This window comes from Bradyrhizobium sp. Ses1, from assembly GCF_059512365.1.
This window is the reverse complement of sequence record NZ_JCAMOQ010000025.1, coordinates 84,023-102,011: the sequence shown is the minus strand read 5'-3', so window position 1 is coordinate 102,011 and position 17,989 is coordinate 84,023. Positions and strand designations below refer to the sequence as shown.

The window sequence follows — 17,989 nt, the reverse complement described above, 5'->3', positions numbered from 1 at the left end:
GCGATTGGGCCGACGCAATCCGGCAATATCAAGAAATCGGCGGGCAATCGGCCGGATTGTCGCGCTCGCGAGCGCTTCAATCGCTGGTATCGCGAGGTTTCGATGGCGCTCCAGCAACCGCGCCGCGAGTTCGTTCGCGAATGTGACCGATCGACGAACTTCATGGCCAGCGGCGACATCTGGCCTTTTCTTCTTCGCCCGCCTGGTTTACATGCATTTGCATGAAAAGGATGCCCGCCACGCGCCGTTTTGCGCCCACCTCCCTGATGCTTGGCAATATCGTCACCGGCTGCTCCGTGCTGGCGCCGGCGGGGATGCTTCCGGAACTGTCCGGTGCACTTGATATCTCGATCCACGCCGCGGGGCTCTTGATCACCTTCGGTGCGATGGTGTTGTGCATCGGCTCGCCGCTGACGGCATGGCTGACCAGCCGTATCGATCGCCGCACTTTGCTCGGCGTCACGCTCGCGGTGCTCACGGTCACCAATCTTGCCTCCGCCCTGGCGCCTGACTACGCGAGCCTTCTGGTTATTCGCCTCATCATGCTGGCGATCGGCGCGCTCTATACGCCGCAAGCGGCCGGCACCGGGGCGCTGATCGTACCGGTCGAGCGGCGCGGCTCGACCATCGCCTATATTTTCCTCGGCTGGTCGCTCGCGGCTGCTGTCGGGCTACCGCTGATCACTTTTATTGCAAGCCACTATGGCTTTCGCGCCGCCTATGGCGGCATCGCGCTGGTCGGCTGCGTCAGCTGCGCGCTGCTGTTGTGGCGATTGCCGCACGAATTGCTCGGCGCGCCCGTCGATCTGAAGACCTGGATCGAGCTCGGCCGCAACCGGATGGTGCTCGTGCTCCTGGCGATCACAACGCTGCACATGTCAGGCCAGTTCGTCATCTTCACCTTCATGGGGCCGCTGCTTGCAAGATTGACTGGGGCCGGCCCCAACGCCATCGGGCTCGTCTTCGGCCTTTACGGCGTCTGCGGCTTCATCGGCGTCATGATCGCAACCCGCATCGTCGATTCCTGGGGGCCGTATCGGACGTCGGTGCTGTTTACCTCGCTGATGCTGACCGGCGTTGCCGGATGGGCGCTGAGCGCGGGGATCTATGCGTTGATGGCCGCCTCGGTTGCGATCTGGGGGCTCGGCTTTGCCTCCACCAATTCGATGCAGCAGGTGCGGCTGGTTGCGGCGGCGCCGGCGCTTGCATCGGCCTCGGTCTCGCTCAACACCTCCGTGCTCTATATCGGGCAGGCGATCGGCTCCGCGATCGGCGGCGCGCTGTTCGCAAATAGCTGGCTGCACGGCGCAGGCTATGTGTCCGCGGCTTTCGTCGCGCTGGCACTTCTGACCATCTTGCTGACCAGGCCGCGCCACGCGGCGGCGGAGTGATGAACTTGAGCATGATCCGCAAAAGTGGAGACCGGTTTTCCGAAAAAGATCATGCTCAAACTAAGATCATGCTCAAACTAAAGAGCTAGAGCGGGATGACGATTCGAAGAAAAGTCATCACGCTCTAGCGACTCGCCGATGCCGGAGCGCTTGCGATCCGCGCAAGCGATGCGCCTCCCGCCATCTTCACCAGCACTTCTTTCACCGGGTGCTGCGTCCAGGCCAGCGTGACGTAATCGCGATGGGTGACGCCGTCGGGGGTCTGGACGAACGCGACGCTGCCGGGCTGCAACGGCCCGTCCATGCTCTCGCGGACGCGGATCCCCTTGTTCCTGAGCATCGTCATCAGTTCCTGATCATGCCGCTTGGTGTAGCGGGTATACGAACTCACGAAGAAACCGCTGCGGTTGTTCTCGATCCAGGAGGCGAACTTGTCGAGTTCGCCATAGACCGCATCCAGCAGCACCACGCCGCGCACGCGGCTGGTGGCGCCGCCGACCTCGAGGCTCCAGGCGGTCGGCAGGAAGCCGCCGCTATAGCCGACGATCACGACCGGCATGTTGGCGAAGGCAGCCGCCGATTTGGGATCGCCATAGAGGCGGGCGAGGTGGGAGGTGGATTCGTCGAGGAAACGTTTGAAGCCGCCGGGCTGCCAGAATTTTCCGGCGCTGGAATCGGCGGCATCGACCGCCATCTGCGGCGCCAGCAGCACCGCGTTGACGCCGGAGTCCGAGATCTGCTGCGGCACCAATTGGCGGTCGCGCACGTCGCGCTCGAGGGTTGCGCCATTGCCGTGGAAGAACACCACGATCACGCCCGGCTTACTGACGTCGAAATTCTCGGGCACGTGCATCAGGACGCGGCTGTCATTGTAGGTCTCGTCCTGCCAATAGACGCGGCCCGAATAGCTGCGATGGCCCTTGCGGCTGCCGTCCGTGACATTCAGGAACGGCGCATCCGAGCGCGGGTTGTTGCCGAAATAAGGGAAGGCGGAGGATTTCATGCTGACCAGCGTGGTCAGCTCTTCGCGCTCGCTCGGCTTCGGCAGATTGAGCGTGGGTGTCAGCGAAGCCGTCCGGACCGGCGCGGGACGCTGCGGCTGCGGCTCGGAGGCCGACGCCGACGCGGTGGCCTGGCGCTGCACGAGCCTTTCCTGCTCGGTCGGGAAGCGTTCCTTGAACGATGGTGCCGGGAAGCGATCCACAAACGTATCGCTCGCAACCGCGTGTGTGTTCGCCGCGAGCGCCGAGGCGCTGGGCGCTCTGCCGCATTGAGCCAGCACGGTCGCGAGCGGTAGAAGCAGCGAGGCGGTCGCGACCCAGCGCCACGGAGACCTCGGCCAGCGCGACCGCGCGGCCGGGGACATTGGCCGGTTCGCGCGATCACACTTCTGGAATGTTGGGTTCGCTGCCCCGATCATCCACCCGCTACCCCGAACTCCCGGCAAACGCCGAATCTGAGCGCACCGGTGTTTAGGTGACGTTAAGCTTCCGGAAAATTCCCCATCCGGAAGGTGCAAGAAGACCATCCAATCGTGTCGCGATTGTGGGTCGTCTCTCGTGTTTACACAAAGGTCGGCCCTTTGAAGGCAACAATTGGGTATTATGATACCTAAATCTTGGCCGGAGTTAGGTGCTTGTTAACGTTGCTTGAATTGGCCGTTTTCCGCCTGCACGATGAGAATCGTCGAAGCGCGTAGCGCTGAAGGTACGGTCCGATATGGCGGCATCACACACGGGCAGCGCGACATGGTCCGGTTCGCTCCCCGGCAGCGGTTCGACCGTTTCGGTCCTCGTGGCCACGGCCATCGTGGTTGCCGACATGGTGGGCGTTGGCGTTTTCACCAGCCTCGGCTTTCAGGTCAAGGACATCCCGTCGGGCTTCTCGATCCTCCTGCTGTGGACCGTCGGTGGCATCGTCGCGCTGTGCGGCGTATTTTCCTACGGCGAACTCGGTGCGATGTTTCCGCGCTCGAGCGGCGAGTACAATTTCCTGAGCCGCGCCTATCATCCGGCGTTCGGATTCGTCGCCGGCTGGGTGTCGGCGACCGTGGGCTTCGCTGCGCCGGTCGCGCTCGCCGCCATGGCGTTCGGCGAATACGGCAAGTCGGTCTTGCCGGACGCGCCGCCGCTCGTGCTGGCGCTCGGCGTGGTGTGGCTGGTGTCGATCGTCCAACTCACCGGCGTCAAGCATTCCTCGACCTTCCAGCTGGTCGCGACCATCCTGAAGGTGGTGCTGATCGTCGGGTTTCTCGTCGCCGGATATTTGATCGCGACGCCGCAGCCGATCTCGTTCGCGCCGACCTCAGTCGATCTTTCCCATATCGTCAGCGCACCGTTCGCGATCAGCCTGGTGTTCGTGATGTATTCGTTCTCCGGCTGGAACGCGGCGACCTACATCATCGGCGAGATGCACCTGCCGGAGCGCAATTTGCCGCGCGCGATGCTCTCGGGAACGTTGATCGTGCTCGTGCTCTATGTCGCCCTGAACGCGGTGTTCCTCCACACCGCGCCAATCGACCAGCTTGCCGGCCAGATCGACGTCGCCCGCATTTCCGGCAGCTATATCTTCGGCGAGCTCGGCGGCCGCATTGTCGGCGCGATGATCTGTGTCGGGCTGATCTCCTCGATCAGCGCGATGATGTGGATCGGTCCGCGCGTGATGATGACGATGGGCGAGGACATCCCGGCGCTGCGGATCTTCGCCCGCCACTCGGCCGGCGGGGCGCCGGCCTATGCGATTCTGTTCCAGCTTGCGGTGGCGACGCTGATGCTGTTCACGCGCAGCTTCGAGGCGGTGCTGGACTTCATCCAGTTCGCGCTGCTGTTCTGCTCGTTCTTCACGGTAGCAGGCGTGATCAAGCTGCGCATCACGCGCCCCGACCTGCCGAGGCCTTACCGCGCCTGGGGATACCCGGTCACCCCTGTGGTTTTCCTGCTCGTGACCGGTTTCATGATGTACTATCTGTTGACCGACCGTCCGCTGCAGTCGGCGCTTGGCACTTTGATCATGCTTTCCGGCCTTTTGATCTACGCCGTTTTCCGCAAAGGGGCGGCGCGCCCGGCGGCCGCCGGAGCTTCGGGTCGCGAATGAGGATGTTCTTGCCATTGAAAGCTGTCGCGCTCGCTTTCGCGATTCTGCTCGCGGCGCTGCCGGCGCGTGCCGCCGACACGGCGACCGCAGACGATACCGCGCGCTTCCTTGCCGGGATGATGCCGTCAGCGGACTCTCCGCTGGTTCCGCTGACCAGGGATCCTGCCTGGCAACAGCATGCCCGATTCTTCGACCAGGCCTTTGCGCAGCTCGAGCAGCGCCAGCTGTCGAAGATCCGCGCCTGGGCGGAGACCAATCTCGCCGCCCCGCGGCCGACCATGTTCTACATGTTCTCCGGGCCCGACTTCATCTACGCCGACGCCTTCTATTCCGGCGCGACGACCTATGTGCTCAGCGCGCTCGAGCCGACCGGCTCGGTGCCGGACCTGACAAGACTGTCGCGTGGCGACGTGGGTGCCGCGCTCTACAGTGTCGAGCGCTCGCTATCTTCGGTCCTGAGCTTCTCCTTCTTCATCACCAAGAAGATGAAGGTCGACCTGCATGCGGGCGAGATCAGCGGCACCTTGCCGATCCTCTATGTGTTCCTGGCGCGCTCGGGCAAGACCATCCGGAGCGTCGCGCCGGTTGGGCTCGACGAGAACGGCATCGTTGGCACGGAAGGGGCAGGGAAGGGCGCGGTGCGTGGTGCGCGCATCACCTTCGCCGGCAATGATGGCGTTGAGCGCACGCTCTATTACTTCTCGACCGATCTCTCCAATTCAGGCGTCAAGGCGAGCGGCTTTTTGAAATTCTGCGAGACGCTTGCGCCCGGCAACAGCCTGATCAAGAGCGCCTCCTATCTCATGCACGCCGGCAATTTCACTGTTGTGCGCGACTTCATCCTCAAGAACAGTGCCACCATCATCCAGGACGATTCCGGGATTCCGCTCGTGTACTTCAACCACAGCCGCTGGCGCTTCTTCCCGTTCGGCCGCTATGCCGGCCCGATCGCCGAATTCCCGGGCCGCTACCAGGAATCCTACGCCGAGCTGTTCCACCGCGCGCAGCCGATCGATTTCGGCATCGGCTATCGCTGGCGCACGCACGAAACCAACCTGCTGCTTGCCGTGCAATTGCCGGGTGATGGCTTCGGCACCGCCGATGCGGTGGCTCAGGATGCGCCAGCCCCCAAACCGGCGCCGCCGCGTGCCAGGGCGCCCCGGCAGCCGGCGCCATTCTTCAGTTCGCAGCCCGGCGGTTTCTTCTGGTTTGGGCGCTAGAGTTCTCCTTCGTTTGACGCTCCGGACTCCAGTCGTGCTTCAACATCCAGTGAATATTGCGATCGTAACTCACACCGCGAGTCCTGCAATCGATCTGTAGCCGCGCCTCGTCAGGTTCGTGATCTGTCACCCAAGTTCCGAGGGATCGATATGATCGCTGCCGACGTCGACGAACGATTCAACAAATGGCTGGGCCTCTTTAACGCCGCTGCAGCGGCTGCGGACATCGATGCGCTGCTGATTCTGTTCCATCCGGACGCATTCTGGCGCGACCAGCTTGCGTTCACCTGGAACCTGCGCACCGCTGAAGGTCATGACGAAATCCGACAGATGTTGGATGCGTGCCTCGCGCGTACGGCACCGACGGCGTGGCGGCAAACGAGACCCGTGCGTGTCGAAGATAGCATCGTCGAAGCAATCGTCGAGTTCGAGACGACGGTCGCTCGCTGCAAAGCAGTCGTTCGCATGAGAGAGGGCAAGGTCTGGACCTTGCTCACGTCGATGACGGAGCTGAAAGGCTTCGAGGAAGCGCCGAGCTTCGACCATGTCAGCCATGGCCGAGACGCGCTTCAGGAAACCGGATTCGGCGATACCGCCGCTTCGGCGAAGCAGCCGTACTGCGTGATTGTTGGAGCCGGGCACTGCGGGCTTGGATTGGGCGTGCAGCTCCGAAAGCTGGGCGTACCTACGCTGATTATCGATCGCCGCGAGCGACCGTCCGATACCTGGCGAAATCGCCACGATTCGTTGTCGCTGCACTCTCCTTCATACTTTGATCAGATGCCGGGGTTCTCCTACCCCGACGGCTGGCCGCTGCATCCTTCGAAGGAACGCTTCGCCGATTGGCTGGATGCTTATCAGTCGGTGATGCAGGTCCACGTGTTGACCGGGGCAGAGTGCGTAGGGGCCGACTACGATAATGCGCGCGGGAAATGGCGCCTACGGGTCAAACGCCGCGACAGCGCGATCGAGCTCAACCCGGAGCAGCTTGTGCTCGCCACCGGATTATTCGGGACTCCGAAGATCCCGGAGGTGCCCGGAAGGGAGCGGTTCAAGGGACCGCAACAACATGCAAGCTCGTATCGCAGCAACCCTCATCACAGGAACTGCCGGTGCGTCGTGGTGGGATCAGGCACCACAGCGCACGATATTGCTGCGGGTCTTTTCGCTGATGGCGCCGACGTCACGATGATTCAGCGCAGTCCGACCATCGTGATGAGGCTGGAGACGTTGCTCGAAGGATTTGCCAGGCTCTACGGCAGTGAGCCGAAGGCGCAGGGCATAACGATCGACCTTGCGGACCTGTTGTTCGCCGCGACGCCCTTGCGCGTCCTGGTGGGCATGCACCAGAAGCTGGTGAAGCACGTAAGGGAGAAGGACGCGGCGTTCTACCGGCGATTGGAGAGCGTCGGCTTTCGATTGAGCTTCGGTGAGGACGAGAGCGGCGTGTTTCCGCAGGTCCTGCGCGATCCCGGTGGCTACTACATCGATGTCGGTGCGTCAGAGCTGGTCGCGAACGGCAGCATAAAGCTGAGGAGTGGCGTTGGCATCGCGGCGCTTCGCCAAGAAAGCGTTGTTCTTAGCGACGGGAGCGAAATTCCCGCGGACATGATCTTCTACGCAACCGGCTACGAGCGCAGCTCGTTCGAATCCATCCTGACGCCGGAGACTGCAAGGAAGGTCGGCCCGCTGTGGGGCTTTGGTTCAGGCACCCGCCGCGATCCCAGCCCTTGGGAGGGTGAGCTGCGAAACATGTGGAAGCCCACGCGACAGAAAGGACTGTGGTTTCACAGTGCCGGAGTTGGGATGGGGCGGTTTTACTCGCGCATCCTCGCCCTGCAGATCAAAGCCCGGCAGGCCGGAATAGCAACACCCGTGTACGAAGGCGAAGCTGCCAAGGCGCTCGAGGCTGCGTGAGCCGCTCCAATTCACCCATGTCGCATTGCATCACCAGTGCACGCTCTGGCTCGGCACGATGAAGGCGCTGTTGTTAGCCATGTTCGGCTTGTGGGTGAAATAGAGGTAAGCGGAAACGATCAAAATGAGTAGTGCGATGATCGCCAGTAAATCTATCTGGCGGGGGTCATGACCGTGGCGGCTGATTTTCCAGCGCATTGTTGGTGTCCTCCCTGCGGACGCAAGAAGTCAATGCCGCACTGCCGCCACAGTTCCCGCACGCCAGCGATGCATGCATGGCGTGAAAGCACCGCAGCCGAGAGAGCATGAACCGGAAAAGTGGAAACCGGTTTTCCGGTTAAGAATCATGCTCGAAGCAAGAGAAAACCATCCCCCTACGACGAGTTGACGCCGCGCCAGCGGCCGTAGCGCCAGGGCAGATACCATCGCGCGCCGGGCGGCGCCCGCTCCGGCACGTTGTCGATGCCCGATGTGCCGAAGGGATGGCAGCGCAATAGGCGCGCCAGCGTCATCCAACCACCTGCCCACAAGCCGAAGCGCTCGATCGCCTCATCGCCATAGACTGAGCAGGTCGGCAGATGCCGACAGTTGTAGCCAACCAGTGGCGACAGGGTATGCCGGTAGATCCAGATCAGCGCGCGGCCGAGATTGCGCGGCAGCCGCTGGGCGGCGCTGGCACAGTCTGTGCATCGAAATTGATGTGATGTTCGATGTTCCATGGGCGTCATGCGCAAACTTATGTCGTCTTGCGCGGGTTCCCAAGCAAGGAACTTAGTTCTTGCAGATATTTACGCCACAGTTCGCAACTATTGCACCGCACGGGCGGCGCTGCAGCAAAGGTCCTATGGACGAGACAGGTCAGTACGGTTACCGTTTTGATAACGCTTCGATGACACCATCATGTCACGTTGCGATGGGGCCGCTGCCACTGCTCACCCATAGGGCCAGGGGGAAGGAACCAAATTGAGGCTCGTGACGTCGCTTCGTCTTCGCGGTCTGGCACTTCTCGGCGCCGCCGCCTTTTGCATCACACTGCCTGGCTCGGTCACGACGCTGGGCAATTCGGCCCGCGCTGGCGCCAGTCTGGAAGAACGCAAGACGCCGATGCGATTCAGTTGGGTGGCTTGCGAGCCCAACTGCAGGGGTTGGGTATCCGCCGTCGGCATCATCACCGCCGACAGCCCGCGCGACTTCGATGAGTTCGCCCGCGGCCGCCAGCTCGGCGGCGCCACCATCGTGCTCGATTCCAGCGGCGGCTCGGTCAACGACGCCATCACGCTCGGCCGCCGCTTCCGTGGCCTGGGCGCATTGACCACCGTCGGCACGACGGTCATCAACCAGACCTCAAAGGGCCAGCGCGCCGGCGTCAGGCCGGAAGCCTATTGCGAGTCGATGTGCGTGTTCCTGCTGTTATCAGGTACGACCCGTTACGTGCCCGAAAGCGCGCATGTCCGCGTTCATCAGATCTGGATGGGCGACCGCGCCGATGACGCGCGTGCCGCGAACTACACCGCGCAGGACATGATGATCGTGGAGCGCGATATCGGCCGGCTGGCGAAGTACACTTTCGACATGGGCGGCGCAGGCGACCTGTTGTCGCTGGCGCTGAGCGTTCCGCCCTGGGAAGAATTGCACGAATTATCGCGCGACGAGTTGCGGCTGACCAATCTCGTCACCACCGAAGAGGTCGCCGACGTGCTGCCGCCGCAGGATAATGCGGCCACCGTGCCGGTCGCGGATGCGAAAACCAAGCCGAACCAGGACCGTTTCGCCACCAGCGCGGCTGAGGGCGAGACGACGGCGCAGCCCGCGAAGTCGATATCAACCAAGACCGCGGAAGCCCTGGCTCCCACCGGCGGCTCCGCCACGCCGCCCCCGGCCCAGCCGGTGAAGTGACGCCAAGGCCGTCCGGACAGGGATACGCAGCGCGTCGCGATGCTGCTTGATGCGCCCTCTCCCCTTGTGGGAGAGGGCTCCTCCCGTGCCGGCAACCAACTCGCTGGGGTGAGGGGTCTCTCTCCGCGAACACCGTTGCCGGCGGAGACAACCCCTCATCCGGCGCTTCGCGCCACCTTCTCCCACAAGGGGAGAAGGGAAGTAGTCCCTCGACGTTCCGCCCTTACGCCGGCTGCTTGGCCTTCGCCTCGATCTGACCGATGGCATCAACCACGGCATCAAATGTCAGCATGGTGGAGGCGTGGCGGGCCTTGTAGTCGCGCACCGGCTCGAGCAGGGCGATCTCGGCCCATTTGCCGTCTTCCGGGGGCTTGCCGTTTTCCTTGAGCATCTTGCGCACGGTCTCGCGCAATTCGCGCAGTTCATCGGCGGTCGAGCCCACGACATGCCTTGCCATGATCGAGGAGGAGGCCTGCCCCAGTGCGCAGGCTTTGACGTCATGGGCGAAGTCGGTGACGACGGGGCCGTCCATCTTGAGGTCGACCTTCACGGTCGAGCCGCAGAGTTTCGAATGCGCGGTGGCGCTGGCATCGGGGTCGGGAAGGCGTCCGAGACGCGGAATATTCCCGGCCAGTTCGATGATCCGCTTGTTGTAGATGTCATTCAGCATGCGAATAGAGCTCGTGGGCAGAGGGGCAAGGCACCCTTGGCGGTTGGGTTCTATGGTCCTATATATGAACCGTATCGGCCGAAATACAGTCCGGCCATGCCATCGGCGCGGGCCAGTTCAGAAGCCAATGCTATGCTGCCGGTGTTAGGATGAAGGGACTCCAGGCGTCCGGCGGCACCAGGCCGCGCCGTCTGCCCGGTGACACACCCGGTCCGAGAAGGGACCGGTCGAACGGAGAGACGTCGAATGGACGCTGCAATCAAATCGATCCGCCCTGCCAAGAGCAACGAGCCCAAAAAGGTCGAAACCCGGCCGGCCGAGCTCGATCCGTCCGAATTCCTTGCCGCCGCCGTTCGTGCCGACCAGCCGCGCCCGTCACGTGCTGAAGCCGAGCAGGCGGTTCTGACGCTGCTGAGCTATATCGGCGAGGATCCGGATCGCGAGGGGCTGCTCGACACCCCACGCCGCGTCGTCGAGGCTTTTGACGAGCTTTACCAGGGCTATCACCAGTGCCCGGCCGAGGTGCTCGACCGCACCTTTGGCGAGACCGCCGGCTATGACGATTTCGTGCTGGTCCGCGACATCGAGTTCACCTCGCAGTGCGAGCACCACATGATGCCGTTCTACGGCAAGGCACATATTGCCTATACGCCGGTCGAGCGGGTGGTGGGCCTGTCCAAGCTCGCCCGGCTCACCGACATCTTTGCCCGCCGGCTGCAGACGCAGGAGCATCTCACCGCCCAGATCGCGGCTGCGATCGACGAGGTCCTCAAGCCCCGCGGCGTTGCAGTCCTGATCGAGGCGGAGCATACCTGCATGTCGGTGCGCGGGGTCGCCAAACATGGCGCGTCGACCTTCACCAGCCGCTTCACCGGCATGTTCCGCGACAATCCGGCGGAGCAGCAGCGTTTCCTGTCCCTGGTGCGAGGACCGACCCGGTAGCCTCGCACAACATTGCGAGGCTTATCCCGTGTCAGCACATGATCACGACCGCGAGGAAGGGTTGGCATTCCAGCCCAAGTTCGATGCGTCAGGCCTCGTGACCTGCGTCGCGACCGACGCCGCCAATGGCGACGTGCTGATGGTCGCGCATATGAACGACGAAGCGCTGCGCAGGACCATCGCGACCGGCGAGGCCTGGTATTTCAGCCGCTCGCGCAATGCGCTGTGGCGCAAGGGCGAAAGCTCCGGCCACACCCAGCGCGTGATCGAGATGCGTATGGATTGTGACCAGGACGCTGTATGGATTCGCGTCGAGCAGATCGGTGCGGCCTGCCACACCGGCCGCCGTTCGTGCTTCTATCGCGCCGTCAAGGGTGAAGATGGCGACACACGATTGTCATTCATCGACGCCGAACGCTTGGTCGATCCATACAAAGTCTATCGCAAATAGACTCAATAATTCTCATCGTTGCGCACATGGCGCGATGCAGCGCGCGAGCTGCGTTGCCACCGTCAAAATGATGTGCAAAAATTCCCACTCGTCGTCGAGATGGGGTTACAACGGTGGCGCGTCGTTTTTCTCTACTCCGATTGTGTTTTGTCTTTTTCGCGCTGCCATTCCTTCCCGCGCAGGCGCAGACGCCGGAGCGGGCGCCCGACACCATGGCGGCCCGCGTGCTGGCCTGCGCGTCCTGCCATGGCGCGCAAGGCGAGGGGACGAGCGACGTCTATTTCCCGCGTCTTGCCGGTAAGCCCGCAGGCTATCTTTATAATCAGCTCGTCGCGTTCAGGGACGGCCGGCGCAAATATCCGCCGATGAACTATCTGCTGGAATTCCTGCCCGACGACTACCTGAAGAAGATGGCCGACTATTTCGCCTCGTTGCGGCCGGCGTTCCCGGAGCCTGCGATTCCGACCGTCAGCGATGCGATTCTCGCGCGCGGCGAAACGATCGTGAAGAACGGCGATGCGCAGCGCGGCATTCCGCCCTGCGCGAGCTGCCACGGCCCGAGCTTCGGCGGCATGGAGCCCGCGATTCCCGGCCTGCTCGGTCTGCGCGCAAGCTATATCAGCGCCCAGCTCGGCGGCTGGCGCTACGGCACGCGCACCGCGGCGGCCCCGGATTGCATGCAGATCGTCGCAAGCCTTCTCACCGAGGACGACGTCAAGGCCGTCGCCGCCTATCTCTCATCGCGTCCGGCGCCGGCAGACCCGTCGTTCGCGCCGCAAGGCAGTCTGCCGATGCCGCTTGCATGCGGCAGCGAGCCGCGTTGAAGGGAGCTCGCCGATGCAACGCCTCTCGACCAAGCTGATTCTCCTTCTGGCGCTGTGCTTCGCCGGCATGACACCGGCAACTGCACAGCAGAACCCGCCCGCCAATGCCGAGCTGCTCAAGAAGGGTGAGTATCTCGCCCGCGCCGGCGACTGCATCGCCTGCCATACCGCGCGCGAAGGCAAGACCTTTGCCGGCGGGCTGCCGATGAAGACGCCGTTCGGCACGCTCTACACCTCCAACATCACGCCCGATCCGCAGACCGGCATCGGCACCTGGACCTCGGACCAGTTCTACCGGATGATGCATGATGGCCGCTTCCCGGACGGCGGTCTCGTCTATCCCGCGATGCCGTTCGGCTCCTATACCAAGGTGACGCGCGAGGACTCCGATGCGATCTACGCCTATTTGCGTTCGGTCCCGCCGGTGAAACAGGTCAACAAGCCGCACGAATTGACCTTTCCCTTCAACAATCGCTCTCTGATCATCGGCTGGCGCACGCTGTTCTTCAACGAAGGCGAGTTCAAGCCCGATCCGACCAAGTCGGCGGAATGGAACAGGGGCGCCTATCTTGTCGAAGGTCTCGGCCATTGCGGCATGTGCCACACCGCGATCAACGCGCTCGGCGGCAGCTCGGAATCGCAGGCGTTCGAGGGCGGCCTGATTCCGATGCAGTACTGGTACGCGCCGTCGCTTACCTCGAACAAGGAAGCGGGGCTGGGCGAGTGGAGCATCCAGGAAATCGTCGACTATCTGCGCACCGGCGTCTCTGCGCGCGGCGCGGTCTACGGGCCGATGGCGGAAGTCGTCTACAACAGCCTGCAATATCTCAACGACGAGGACATCCGCGCGATGGCGGTCTACCTGAAGGGCCTCGCGCAGGGCACCTCGCCGGACAAGCCGCCGCCGGCGCTGCCAACTGCCGAGAGCAGCCTTCTGCTCTCGCTCGGCAAGCAGATCTATGACCGCGATTGCGCAAGCTGCCACGGCGCGACCGGGCTCGGCATGCCGCCGCATTATCCGCCGCTCGCCGGCAACCAGTCGATCCAGATGGCCTCGGCGGTGAATGCCATCCGCATGGTGCTCAATGGCGGCTATCCGCCGGGCACCGCGGGCAACCCGATGCCCTATGGCATGCCGCCCTTCGCGCAGCGCCTCTCCGACGATGAGGTCGCCGCCGTCGTCACTTACATCAGGACATCCTGGGGCAATCGCGGTGCGCCGGTATCGGCGCGGCAGGCCAACGAATTGCGCACGGCTACGCTGAAGTAGAGCATGATCTGGAGAAGGGGTGCGCCATGACGGATTCATCCTCGCAAGGGCGGGCGCAGCATTCCGATGACGAGGCGGTCGACGCGATCGTGCGCGCAGGTCCCGGCGGTGCGATTGCGGTGGCGGGCATCGCGACCGCGATCGTCGTCGCTTTATGGTTTGCCTTCTATCTCTTCGTCTTCCTGCCGCGGAGCGCCTGATCGTGACCAGCGAGACCGATCATAGTCACGGCGCGCATGGCCTCGGCGAGGCGGTTGCCGCGCGCATCGAGCGGCGCTGGGCAACGTTGTCGATCGTGATCATCGGCGTGCTCGTCGGCTTGGCCGCCTTCTTCGGCATCTACCACACGACGATGCCGCAGGGGCGCGTCGAGACCGCCGATCCCACGACCTTGCATCTTTCCGGCGAATTCGTCGAAAGCAACCTCGGCAGCGCGCTGGAGGCCGACGGGTCCGTCACGGTGCGCGCGATCGGGCAGCAATATTCATTCACCCCGCAATGTCTCGTGGTACCGGCGGAAACGCCGATCACCGTTCGCGCCACCAGCGCCGACGTCGTGCACGGCTTCCTGATCGAGGGCACCAACATCAACATCATGCTGGTGCCGGGCTATGTTTCGGATCTGCCGATCAGCTTCAAGACGCCGGGCGAACACATGATGCCGTGCCAGGAATTCTGCGGCATCGGCCATCAGGGCATGTGGGGCAAGGTCAAGGTGGTCGACCAGGCTACGTTCCGCAACATGGCGGCGAGCAAACGGAGGCTCACCTGTGTTGATTAACAAGCGGCTGATCCTGGCGCATTTCTGGCTCGCCTTCATCGTCTTCGGCGCGGCGCTGGTGCTCGGCGCCTGGCAGATGTTCGTGCGCAGCCCGCTGAACGCCTGGCACTTCAATCCGGAATTCTATTATCGCTCGGTCACCGCGCACGGCACGGTGATGGGCTATGTGTTCCCGACCCTGATCGCGATGGGCTTTGGCTACGCCATCAGCGAAGCGGCGCTGGAGCGGCCGCTGATCGGGCGGCGCTGGGCCTGGGCCGGCATCGCGCTGGTCGCGATCGGCAGTGTGATGGCGATGATCCCGGTCTCGCTCGGACTCGCCTCCGTGCTCTACACCTTCTATCCGCCGATGATCGGCAATCCCTTCTATTACATCGGCGTGGTCCTGGTCGTGGTCGGCTCATGGATCTGGGTCGCGCTGATGTCGATCAATCTCGCGGTCTGGAAGCGCGACAATCGCGACAAGCCGGTGCCGCTCGCGATGTTCGCCAATGTCGCCGGCTCCTATCTCTGGGCCTGGACCGCGGTCGGCGCCGCGGTCGAGCTGATTTTCCAGATCATTCCGACCGCGCTTGGGCTCAGCACCACCATCGATGCCGGACTGGCGCGCGTATTCTTTTCCTGGACATTGCACGCCATCGTCTATTTCTGGCTGATCCCGACCTACATCGCATATTACACCATCTTCCCGCGCGCGATCGGGGGCCGGCTCTACAGCGACGCGATGGGGCGGGTTGCCTTCATCATGTTCGTCGTGGTCGCGATGCCGATCGGCGTGCATCATTTGTTTGCCGATCCGCAGGTCGGCGCCGGCTTCAAGTTCATGCAATCGGTGTTCACCGGTCTCGTCGCGCTGCCGACGCTGCTCACGGTATTCACGATCTGCGCGTCTGCGGAGATCGCGAGCCGGCTGCGCGGGGGCAGGGGCGCGTTCGGCTGGATCGGCGCGCTGCCGTGGAAGAATCCGATCATGCTCGCGACAGCGCTGTCGCTCGTGATGCTTGGCTTCGGCGGCGCCGGCGGGCTCATCAACATGAGCTATCAGCTCAACACCAGCATCCACAACACGCAATGGATCACCGGCCACTTCCATCTGATCTTCGGCGGCGCCATCGTCATCATGTATTTCGCGATCGCCTATGACCTGTGGCCGCATTTGACCGGCCGCACGCTGGATAGTTACGGGATGATGCGCACCCAGCTCTGGCTTTGGTTCATCGGCATGATCGTCACAACGTTCCCGTGGCACTATGTCGGCATCCTCGGCATGCCGCGTCGCATGGCGTTCTATGACTACGCCAATCCCGCGATCGCGCCGCAGGCCCTCTCGGTGACGATGTCGGCGTTCGGAGGATTGATCCTGCTGACGTCAAGTATCCTGTTCCTGATCGTGCTGATCCGCGGCCAGTTCGCGCCGAGGGGCGAGGCGGGCGCCTATCGCTTTGCCATCCCCTTGCACATGCCTGTGCGCATTCCGGTTGCGCTCAACAGTTTTGGCTTGTGGCTGGCGCTCATGATCGGGCTGACGGTCGTCAATTACGGCTATCCGATCGGCCAACTGATGGCCGTGAAGAATACCAGCGTGCCTGCCGTTTATGTCGGAGCCAGCAGATGAGCGAGGAGGAGCTTTATTCGCCGCGTAATCCCTGGTTCAGCATCAGCGTCGGCGTCACCGCCGCCATCGCGGTGCTGTCCGCGGTCGTGGGATTGATCTGGCTGCCGCTGCTGCAGCCCAATCTGAAGCTTGCCGGCATCTGGGATGCGATCTGCAGCGCAGCCGGCGTGCCGAACCTGCCGAGACCCGCCGCGGCGGTCCCGCCTGCGTTCAAGACGTCGAATGTCGTGGTCACTCCGGAAATGCTGACACGGCAGGATCAGGTGTCGATCGGCCGTGGCGCGACGCTCGCGCAGCGCTGCGCGATCTGCCATGGGCCGCAGGGCGTCAGCGACGCCAACTCGCCGAACCTCGCCGGGCAGTATGCCGCGGTGACGTACAAGGAGTTGAACGACTTCAAGACCGGGGCGCGGGTCAACGTCGTCATGAGCCCGTTCGCGGCCAATATGACCGACCAGGACATGCGCGATGTCGCGCTCTATTACGCCTATCTGCCGCGTGTGCCTTCCAGTCAGGTCAATCCGAACCTGCCGCCGCCTGCGATCGTGGTGACGGGCGCGCCGATGCGCAACATCCCGCCCTGCGGCTCCTGCCACGGCGAAATCGACATCAAGGCCGGCAGCCCCTGGCTCGGCGGCCAGTCCGCCGTCTATATCAAGTCGCAGTTGCAGGCCTTCGCATCGGGCACCCGCCGCAACGACATCAGCGAGCAGATGCGCAATATCGCCCGCCAGATGACCGCGGAAGAGATCGATCAGGTCGCGCGGTATTACGAGGCGCAGCCGTAAGGCTCCGCTGCGCCTCCTTAACTTCCCATTAACCATAACTGCCGCAGGGTATTGAAGGGAGCTGCGCCGATTACCGGCGTTCATGAAGCCCACGCGAGCGTTTCGCGAGGAGCGGGGCATCAATCGATGGCGGTCGATATATTCAACGCGGGGACGGCGGCAGGTGTCGACCCGACGCGCGCGAAGATCGCGGGTTCGATCAAGCAGGCCGCGTCCACCACCGGCACGAGCTTTCAATACCTGCTCACGACCGCCAAGATGGAATCCAACTTCAACCCGCGGGCTTCCGCGTCGACCTCATCCGCGCGCGGGCTGTTTCAGTTCATCGACCAGACCTGGCTCGGCACGGTGAAGGAGGCGGGGGATAAGCTCGGCTACGGCAAATATGCCGATGCCATCACGAAGAATTCTGACGGCAGCTATTCGGTCAGCGATCCGCAGGCGCGGGCCGCGATCATGCGATTGCGCGACGACCCGGATGCCGCGTCGGCAATGGCCGGCGTGCTGACGCAGTCCAACAGCTTCAAGCTCACCGGCAGCATCGGCCGTCGCCCGACCGATGCCGAGCTCTACATGGCGCATTTCATGGGCGTCGGCGGCGCAGCGAAACTGATCTCGAGTGCCGAGGGCAATCCGAACGCCAGTGCCGCGCAGATGTTCCCGAAGGCGGCCGCCGCCAACAGTTCGATCTTCTACGACGGTTCGGGACGCGCCCGCAGCGTGTCGGAAGTCTATTCGGTGCTGAACGCGCGCTATGCCGGCGCTGCCAATTCCAGCGCGACCCGCACCGCTTTTGCCGCGGCCGGCGGCGAGATCGCGAGCGCTGCGCCCGCGCCGGCGATCGACAACGCCGCCTACCTCTCAAGCTTCCCGGATTCCCGCGCGGTGTCGCCTGTGGCCGGCTCGCAGACGGCGTCCGCTCCGGGCGATCCGATGTTCCGCTCGCTGTTCCAGGCCGGCGACCGCGCCGAGCCGATCTCGCCGACTGTGCAGGAGCTATGGGGTCGCTCGTCACATGTCGCGACCACCTCGTTCTCCGGCCAGACTCCCGAAGTGCGGCCGCCTGGCCGCCTCGACCTCTTCAGCGACCGCAACGGCACGTTCTCGGGCTGACGCTCCGCACGGGTGGTT

Annotated in this window: 18 protein-coding genes; 14 read left to right on the top strand and 4 right to left on the bottom strand. The window is 63.5% G+C overall.

The window, feature by feature from the left end:
• Positions 1–221: 221 nt before the first annotated feature.
• The gene (locus AC5ZG5_RS26295) at positions 222–1,391 is read left to right on the top strand and encodes an MFS transporter (protein ID WP_456644666.1); all 1,170 of its coding nucleotides are present in this window, start codon (positions 222–224) and stop codon (positions 1,389–1,391) included.
• A gap of 124 nt (positions 1,392–1,515) precedes the next feature.
• Here the strand turns inward: AC5ZG5_RS26295 and AC5ZG5_RS26290 are convergent, their stop codons facing one another.
• A complete protein-coding gene (locus AC5ZG5_RS26290) occupies positions 1,516–2,811 on the bottom strand; it encodes an alpha/beta hydrolase (RefSeq protein WP_456644665.1) in 1,296 nt (431 codons plus the stop codon).
• Positions 2,812–3,110: 299 nt separating this feature from the next.
• Between AC5ZG5_RS26290 and AC5ZG5_RS26285 the strand changes: the two genes are divergently transcribed.
• From AC5ZG5_RS26285 to AC5ZG5_RS26275, 3 genes are all read left to right on the top strand, one after another.
• A complete protein-coding gene (locus AC5ZG5_RS26285; protein ID WP_456644664.1) occupies positions 3,111–4,484 on the top strand; it encodes an APC family permease in 1,374 nt (457 codons plus the stop codon).
• Between the two features lie 2 nt (positions 4,485–4,486).
• Complete coding sequence (locus AC5ZG5_RS26280; RefSeq protein ID WP_456644680.1) at positions 4,487–5,704, top strand: hypothetical protein; 1,218 nt, start codon at positions 4,487–4,489, stop codon at positions 5,702–5,704.
• 150 nt (positions 5,705–5,854) lie between these two features.
• Positions 5,855–7,621: a flavin-containing monooxygenase gene (locus AC5ZG5_RS26275; RefSeq protein WP_456644663.1), complete on the top strand. Its 1,767-nt coding sequence runs from the start codon at positions 5,855–5,857 to the stop codon at positions 7,619–7,621.
• 30 nt (positions 7,622–7,651) lie between these two features.
• Here AC5ZG5_RS26275 and AC5ZG5_RS26270 read toward each other — a convergent pair whose 3' ends face one another.
• Together AC5ZG5_RS26270 and yidD are read right to left on the bottom strand one after the other, a co-directional pair.
• A complete protein-coding gene (locus AC5ZG5_RS26270; RefSeq protein ID WP_165435402.1) occupies positions 7,652–7,819 on the bottom strand; it encodes a hypothetical protein in 168 nt (55 codons plus the stop codon).
• A 176-nt stretch (positions 7,820–7,995) separates the two neighbouring features.
• Entirely contained in the window at positions 7,996–8,340 is a 345-nt protein-coding gene (yidD, locus tag AC5ZG5_RS26265; RefSeq protein ID WP_456644662.1) for a membrane protein insertion efficiency factor YidD, read from the bottom strand.
• Positions 8,341–8,584: 244 nt separating this feature from the next.
• Between yidD and AC5ZG5_RS26260 the strand changes: the two genes are divergently transcribed.
• The gene (locus tag AC5ZG5_RS26260; protein ID WP_456644661.1) at positions 8,585–9,517 is read left to right on the top strand and encodes a COG3904 family protein; all 933 of its coding nucleotides are present in this window, start codon (positions 8,585–8,587) and stop codon (positions 9,515–9,517) included.
• Between the two features lie 223 nt (positions 9,518–9,740).
• Here the strand turns inward: AC5ZG5_RS26260 and AC5ZG5_RS26255 are convergent, their stop codons facing one another.
• A complete protein-coding gene (locus AC5ZG5_RS26255) occupies positions 9,741–10,187 on the bottom strand; it encodes an iron-sulfur cluster assembly scaffold protein (protein WP_130228209.1) in 447 nt (148 codons plus the stop codon).
• Positions 10,188–10,433: 246 nt separating this feature from the next.
• Between AC5ZG5_RS26255 and folE the strand changes: the two genes are divergently transcribed.
• From folE to AC5ZG5_RS26210, 9 genes are all read left to right on the top strand, one after another.
• Positions 10,434–11,129, top strand: coding sequence for a GTP cyclohydrolase I FolE (gene folE, locus AC5ZG5_RS26250; protein WP_028163262.1), 696 nt, complete (start codon positions 10,434–10,436; stop codon positions 11,127–11,129).
• A gap of 28 nt (positions 11,130–11,157) precedes the next feature.
• Complete coding sequence (gene hisI / locus AC5ZG5_RS26245; RefSeq protein WP_456644660.1) at positions 11,158–11,580, top strand: phosphoribosyl-AMP cyclohydrolase; 423 nt, start codon at positions 11,158–11,160, stop codon at positions 11,578–11,580.
• A 212-nt stretch (positions 11,581–11,792) separates the two neighbouring features.
• Positions 11,793–12,404, top strand: coding sequence for a c-type cytochrome (locus AC5ZG5_RS26240; RefSeq protein WP_456644679.1), 612 nt, complete (start codon positions 11,793–11,795; stop codon positions 12,402–12,404).
• A 13-nt stretch (positions 12,405–12,417) separates the two neighbouring features.
• Positions 12,418–13,674, top strand: coding sequence for a c-type cytochrome (locus tag AC5ZG5_RS26235; RefSeq protein ID WP_456644659.1), 1,257 nt, complete (start codon positions 12,418–12,420; stop codon positions 13,672–13,674).
• Between the two features lie 26 nt (positions 13,675–13,700).
• Positions 13,701–13,874 carry a hypothetical protein gene (locus AC5ZG5_RS26230; RefSeq protein ID WP_028163266.1) on the top strand — a complete coding sequence of 58 codons (174 nt, stop codon included), beginning with the start codon at positions 13,701–13,703 and terminating at the stop codon, positions 13,872–13,874.
• Positions 13,875–13,876: 2 nt separating this feature from the next.
• On the top strand, positions 13,877–14,455 hold the full coding sequence (locus tag AC5ZG5_RS26225; protein ID WP_456644658.1) for a cupredoxin domain-containing protein: 579 nt from the start codon (positions 13,877–13,879) through the stop codon (positions 14,453–14,455).
• Positions 14,445–16,070 (top strand): b(o/a)3-type cytochrome-c oxidase subunit 1, encoded by a 1,626-nt coding sequence (locus AC5ZG5_RS26220; protein WP_456644657.1) that lies wholly within the window; start codon positions 14,445–14,447, stop codon positions 16,068–16,070. Before AC5ZG5_RS26225 ends, AC5ZG5_RS26220 begins: the two co-directional genes overlap by 11 nt.
• On the top strand, positions 16,067–16,858 hold the full coding sequence (locus AC5ZG5_RS26215; RefSeq protein WP_130228214.1) for a c-type cytochrome: 792 nt from the start codon (positions 16,067–16,069) through the stop codon (positions 16,856–16,858). Before AC5ZG5_RS26220 ends, AC5ZG5_RS26215 begins: the two co-directional genes overlap by 4 nt.
• A gap of 126 nt (positions 16,859–16,984) precedes the next feature.
• Positions 16,985–17,971 carry a transglycosylase SLT domain-containing protein gene (locus AC5ZG5_RS26210; protein ID WP_456644656.1) on the top strand — a complete coding sequence of 329 codons (987 nt, stop codon included), beginning with the start codon at positions 16,985–16,987 and terminating at the stop codon, positions 17,969–17,971.
• The last annotated feature ends 18 nt before the right edge of the window (positions 17,972–17,989 follow it).

What these genes read in the sequence shown, in the direction of transcription:
- AC5ZG5_RS26295 (WP_456644666.1), top strand. Translation starts at nt 222, where the DNA reads ATGAAAAGGATGCCCGCCACGCGCCGTTTTGCGCCCACCTCCCTGATG.
- AC5ZG5_RS26290 (WP_456644665.1), bottom strand. Translation starts at nt 2,811, where the DNA reads ATGATCGGGGCAGCGAACCCAACATTCCAGAAGTGTGATCGCGCGAAC.
- AC5ZG5_RS26285 (WP_456644664.1), top strand. Translation starts at nt 3,111, where the DNA reads ATGGCGGCATCACACACGGGCAGCGCGACATGGTCCGGTTCGCTCCCC.
- AC5ZG5_RS26280 (WP_456644680.1), top strand. Translation starts at nt 4,487, where the DNA reads ATGTTCTTGCCATTGAAAGCTGTCGCGCTCGCTTTCGCGATTCTGCTC.
- AC5ZG5_RS26275 (WP_456644663.1), top strand. Translation starts at nt 5,855, where the DNA reads ATGATCGCTGCCGACGTCGACGAACGATTCAACAAATGGCTGGGCCTC.
- AC5ZG5_RS26270 (WP_165435402.1), bottom strand. Translation starts at nt 7,819, where the DNA reads ATGCGCTGGAAAATCAGCCGCCACGGTCATGACCCCCGCCAGATAGAT.
- yidD (WP_456644662.1), bottom strand. Translation starts at nt 8,340, where the DNA reads ATGGAACATCGAACATCACATCAATTTCGATGCACAGACTGTGCCAGC.
- AC5ZG5_RS26255 (WP_130228209.1), bottom strand. Translation starts at nt 10,187, where the DNA reads ATGCTGAATGACATCTACAACAAGCGGATCATCGAACTGGCCGGGAAT.
- folE (WP_028163262.1), top strand. Translation starts at nt 10,434, where the DNA reads ATGGACGCTGCAATCAAATCGATCCGCCCTGCCAAGAGCAACGAGCCC.
- AC5ZG5_RS26240 (WP_456644679.1), top strand. Translation starts at nt 11,793, where the DNA reads ATGGCGGCCCGCGTGCTGGCCTGCGCGTCCTGCCATGGCGCGCAAGGC.
- AC5ZG5_RS26235 (WP_456644659.1), top strand. Translation starts at nt 12,418, where the DNA reads ATGCAACGCCTCTCGACCAAGCTGATTCTCCTTCTGGCGCTGTGCTTC.
- AC5ZG5_RS26230 (WP_028163266.1), top strand. Translation starts at nt 13,701, where the DNA reads ATGACGGATTCATCCTCGCAAGGGCGGGCGCAGCATTCCGATGACGAG.
- AC5ZG5_RS26215 (WP_130228214.1), top strand. Translation starts at nt 16,067, where the DNA reads ATGAGCGAGGAGGAGCTTTATTCGCCGCGTAATCCCTGGTTCAGCATC.
- AC5ZG5_RS26210 (WP_456644656.1), top strand. Translation starts at nt 16,985, where the DNA reads ATGGCGGTCGATATATTCAACGCGGGGACGGCGGCAGGTGTCGACCCG.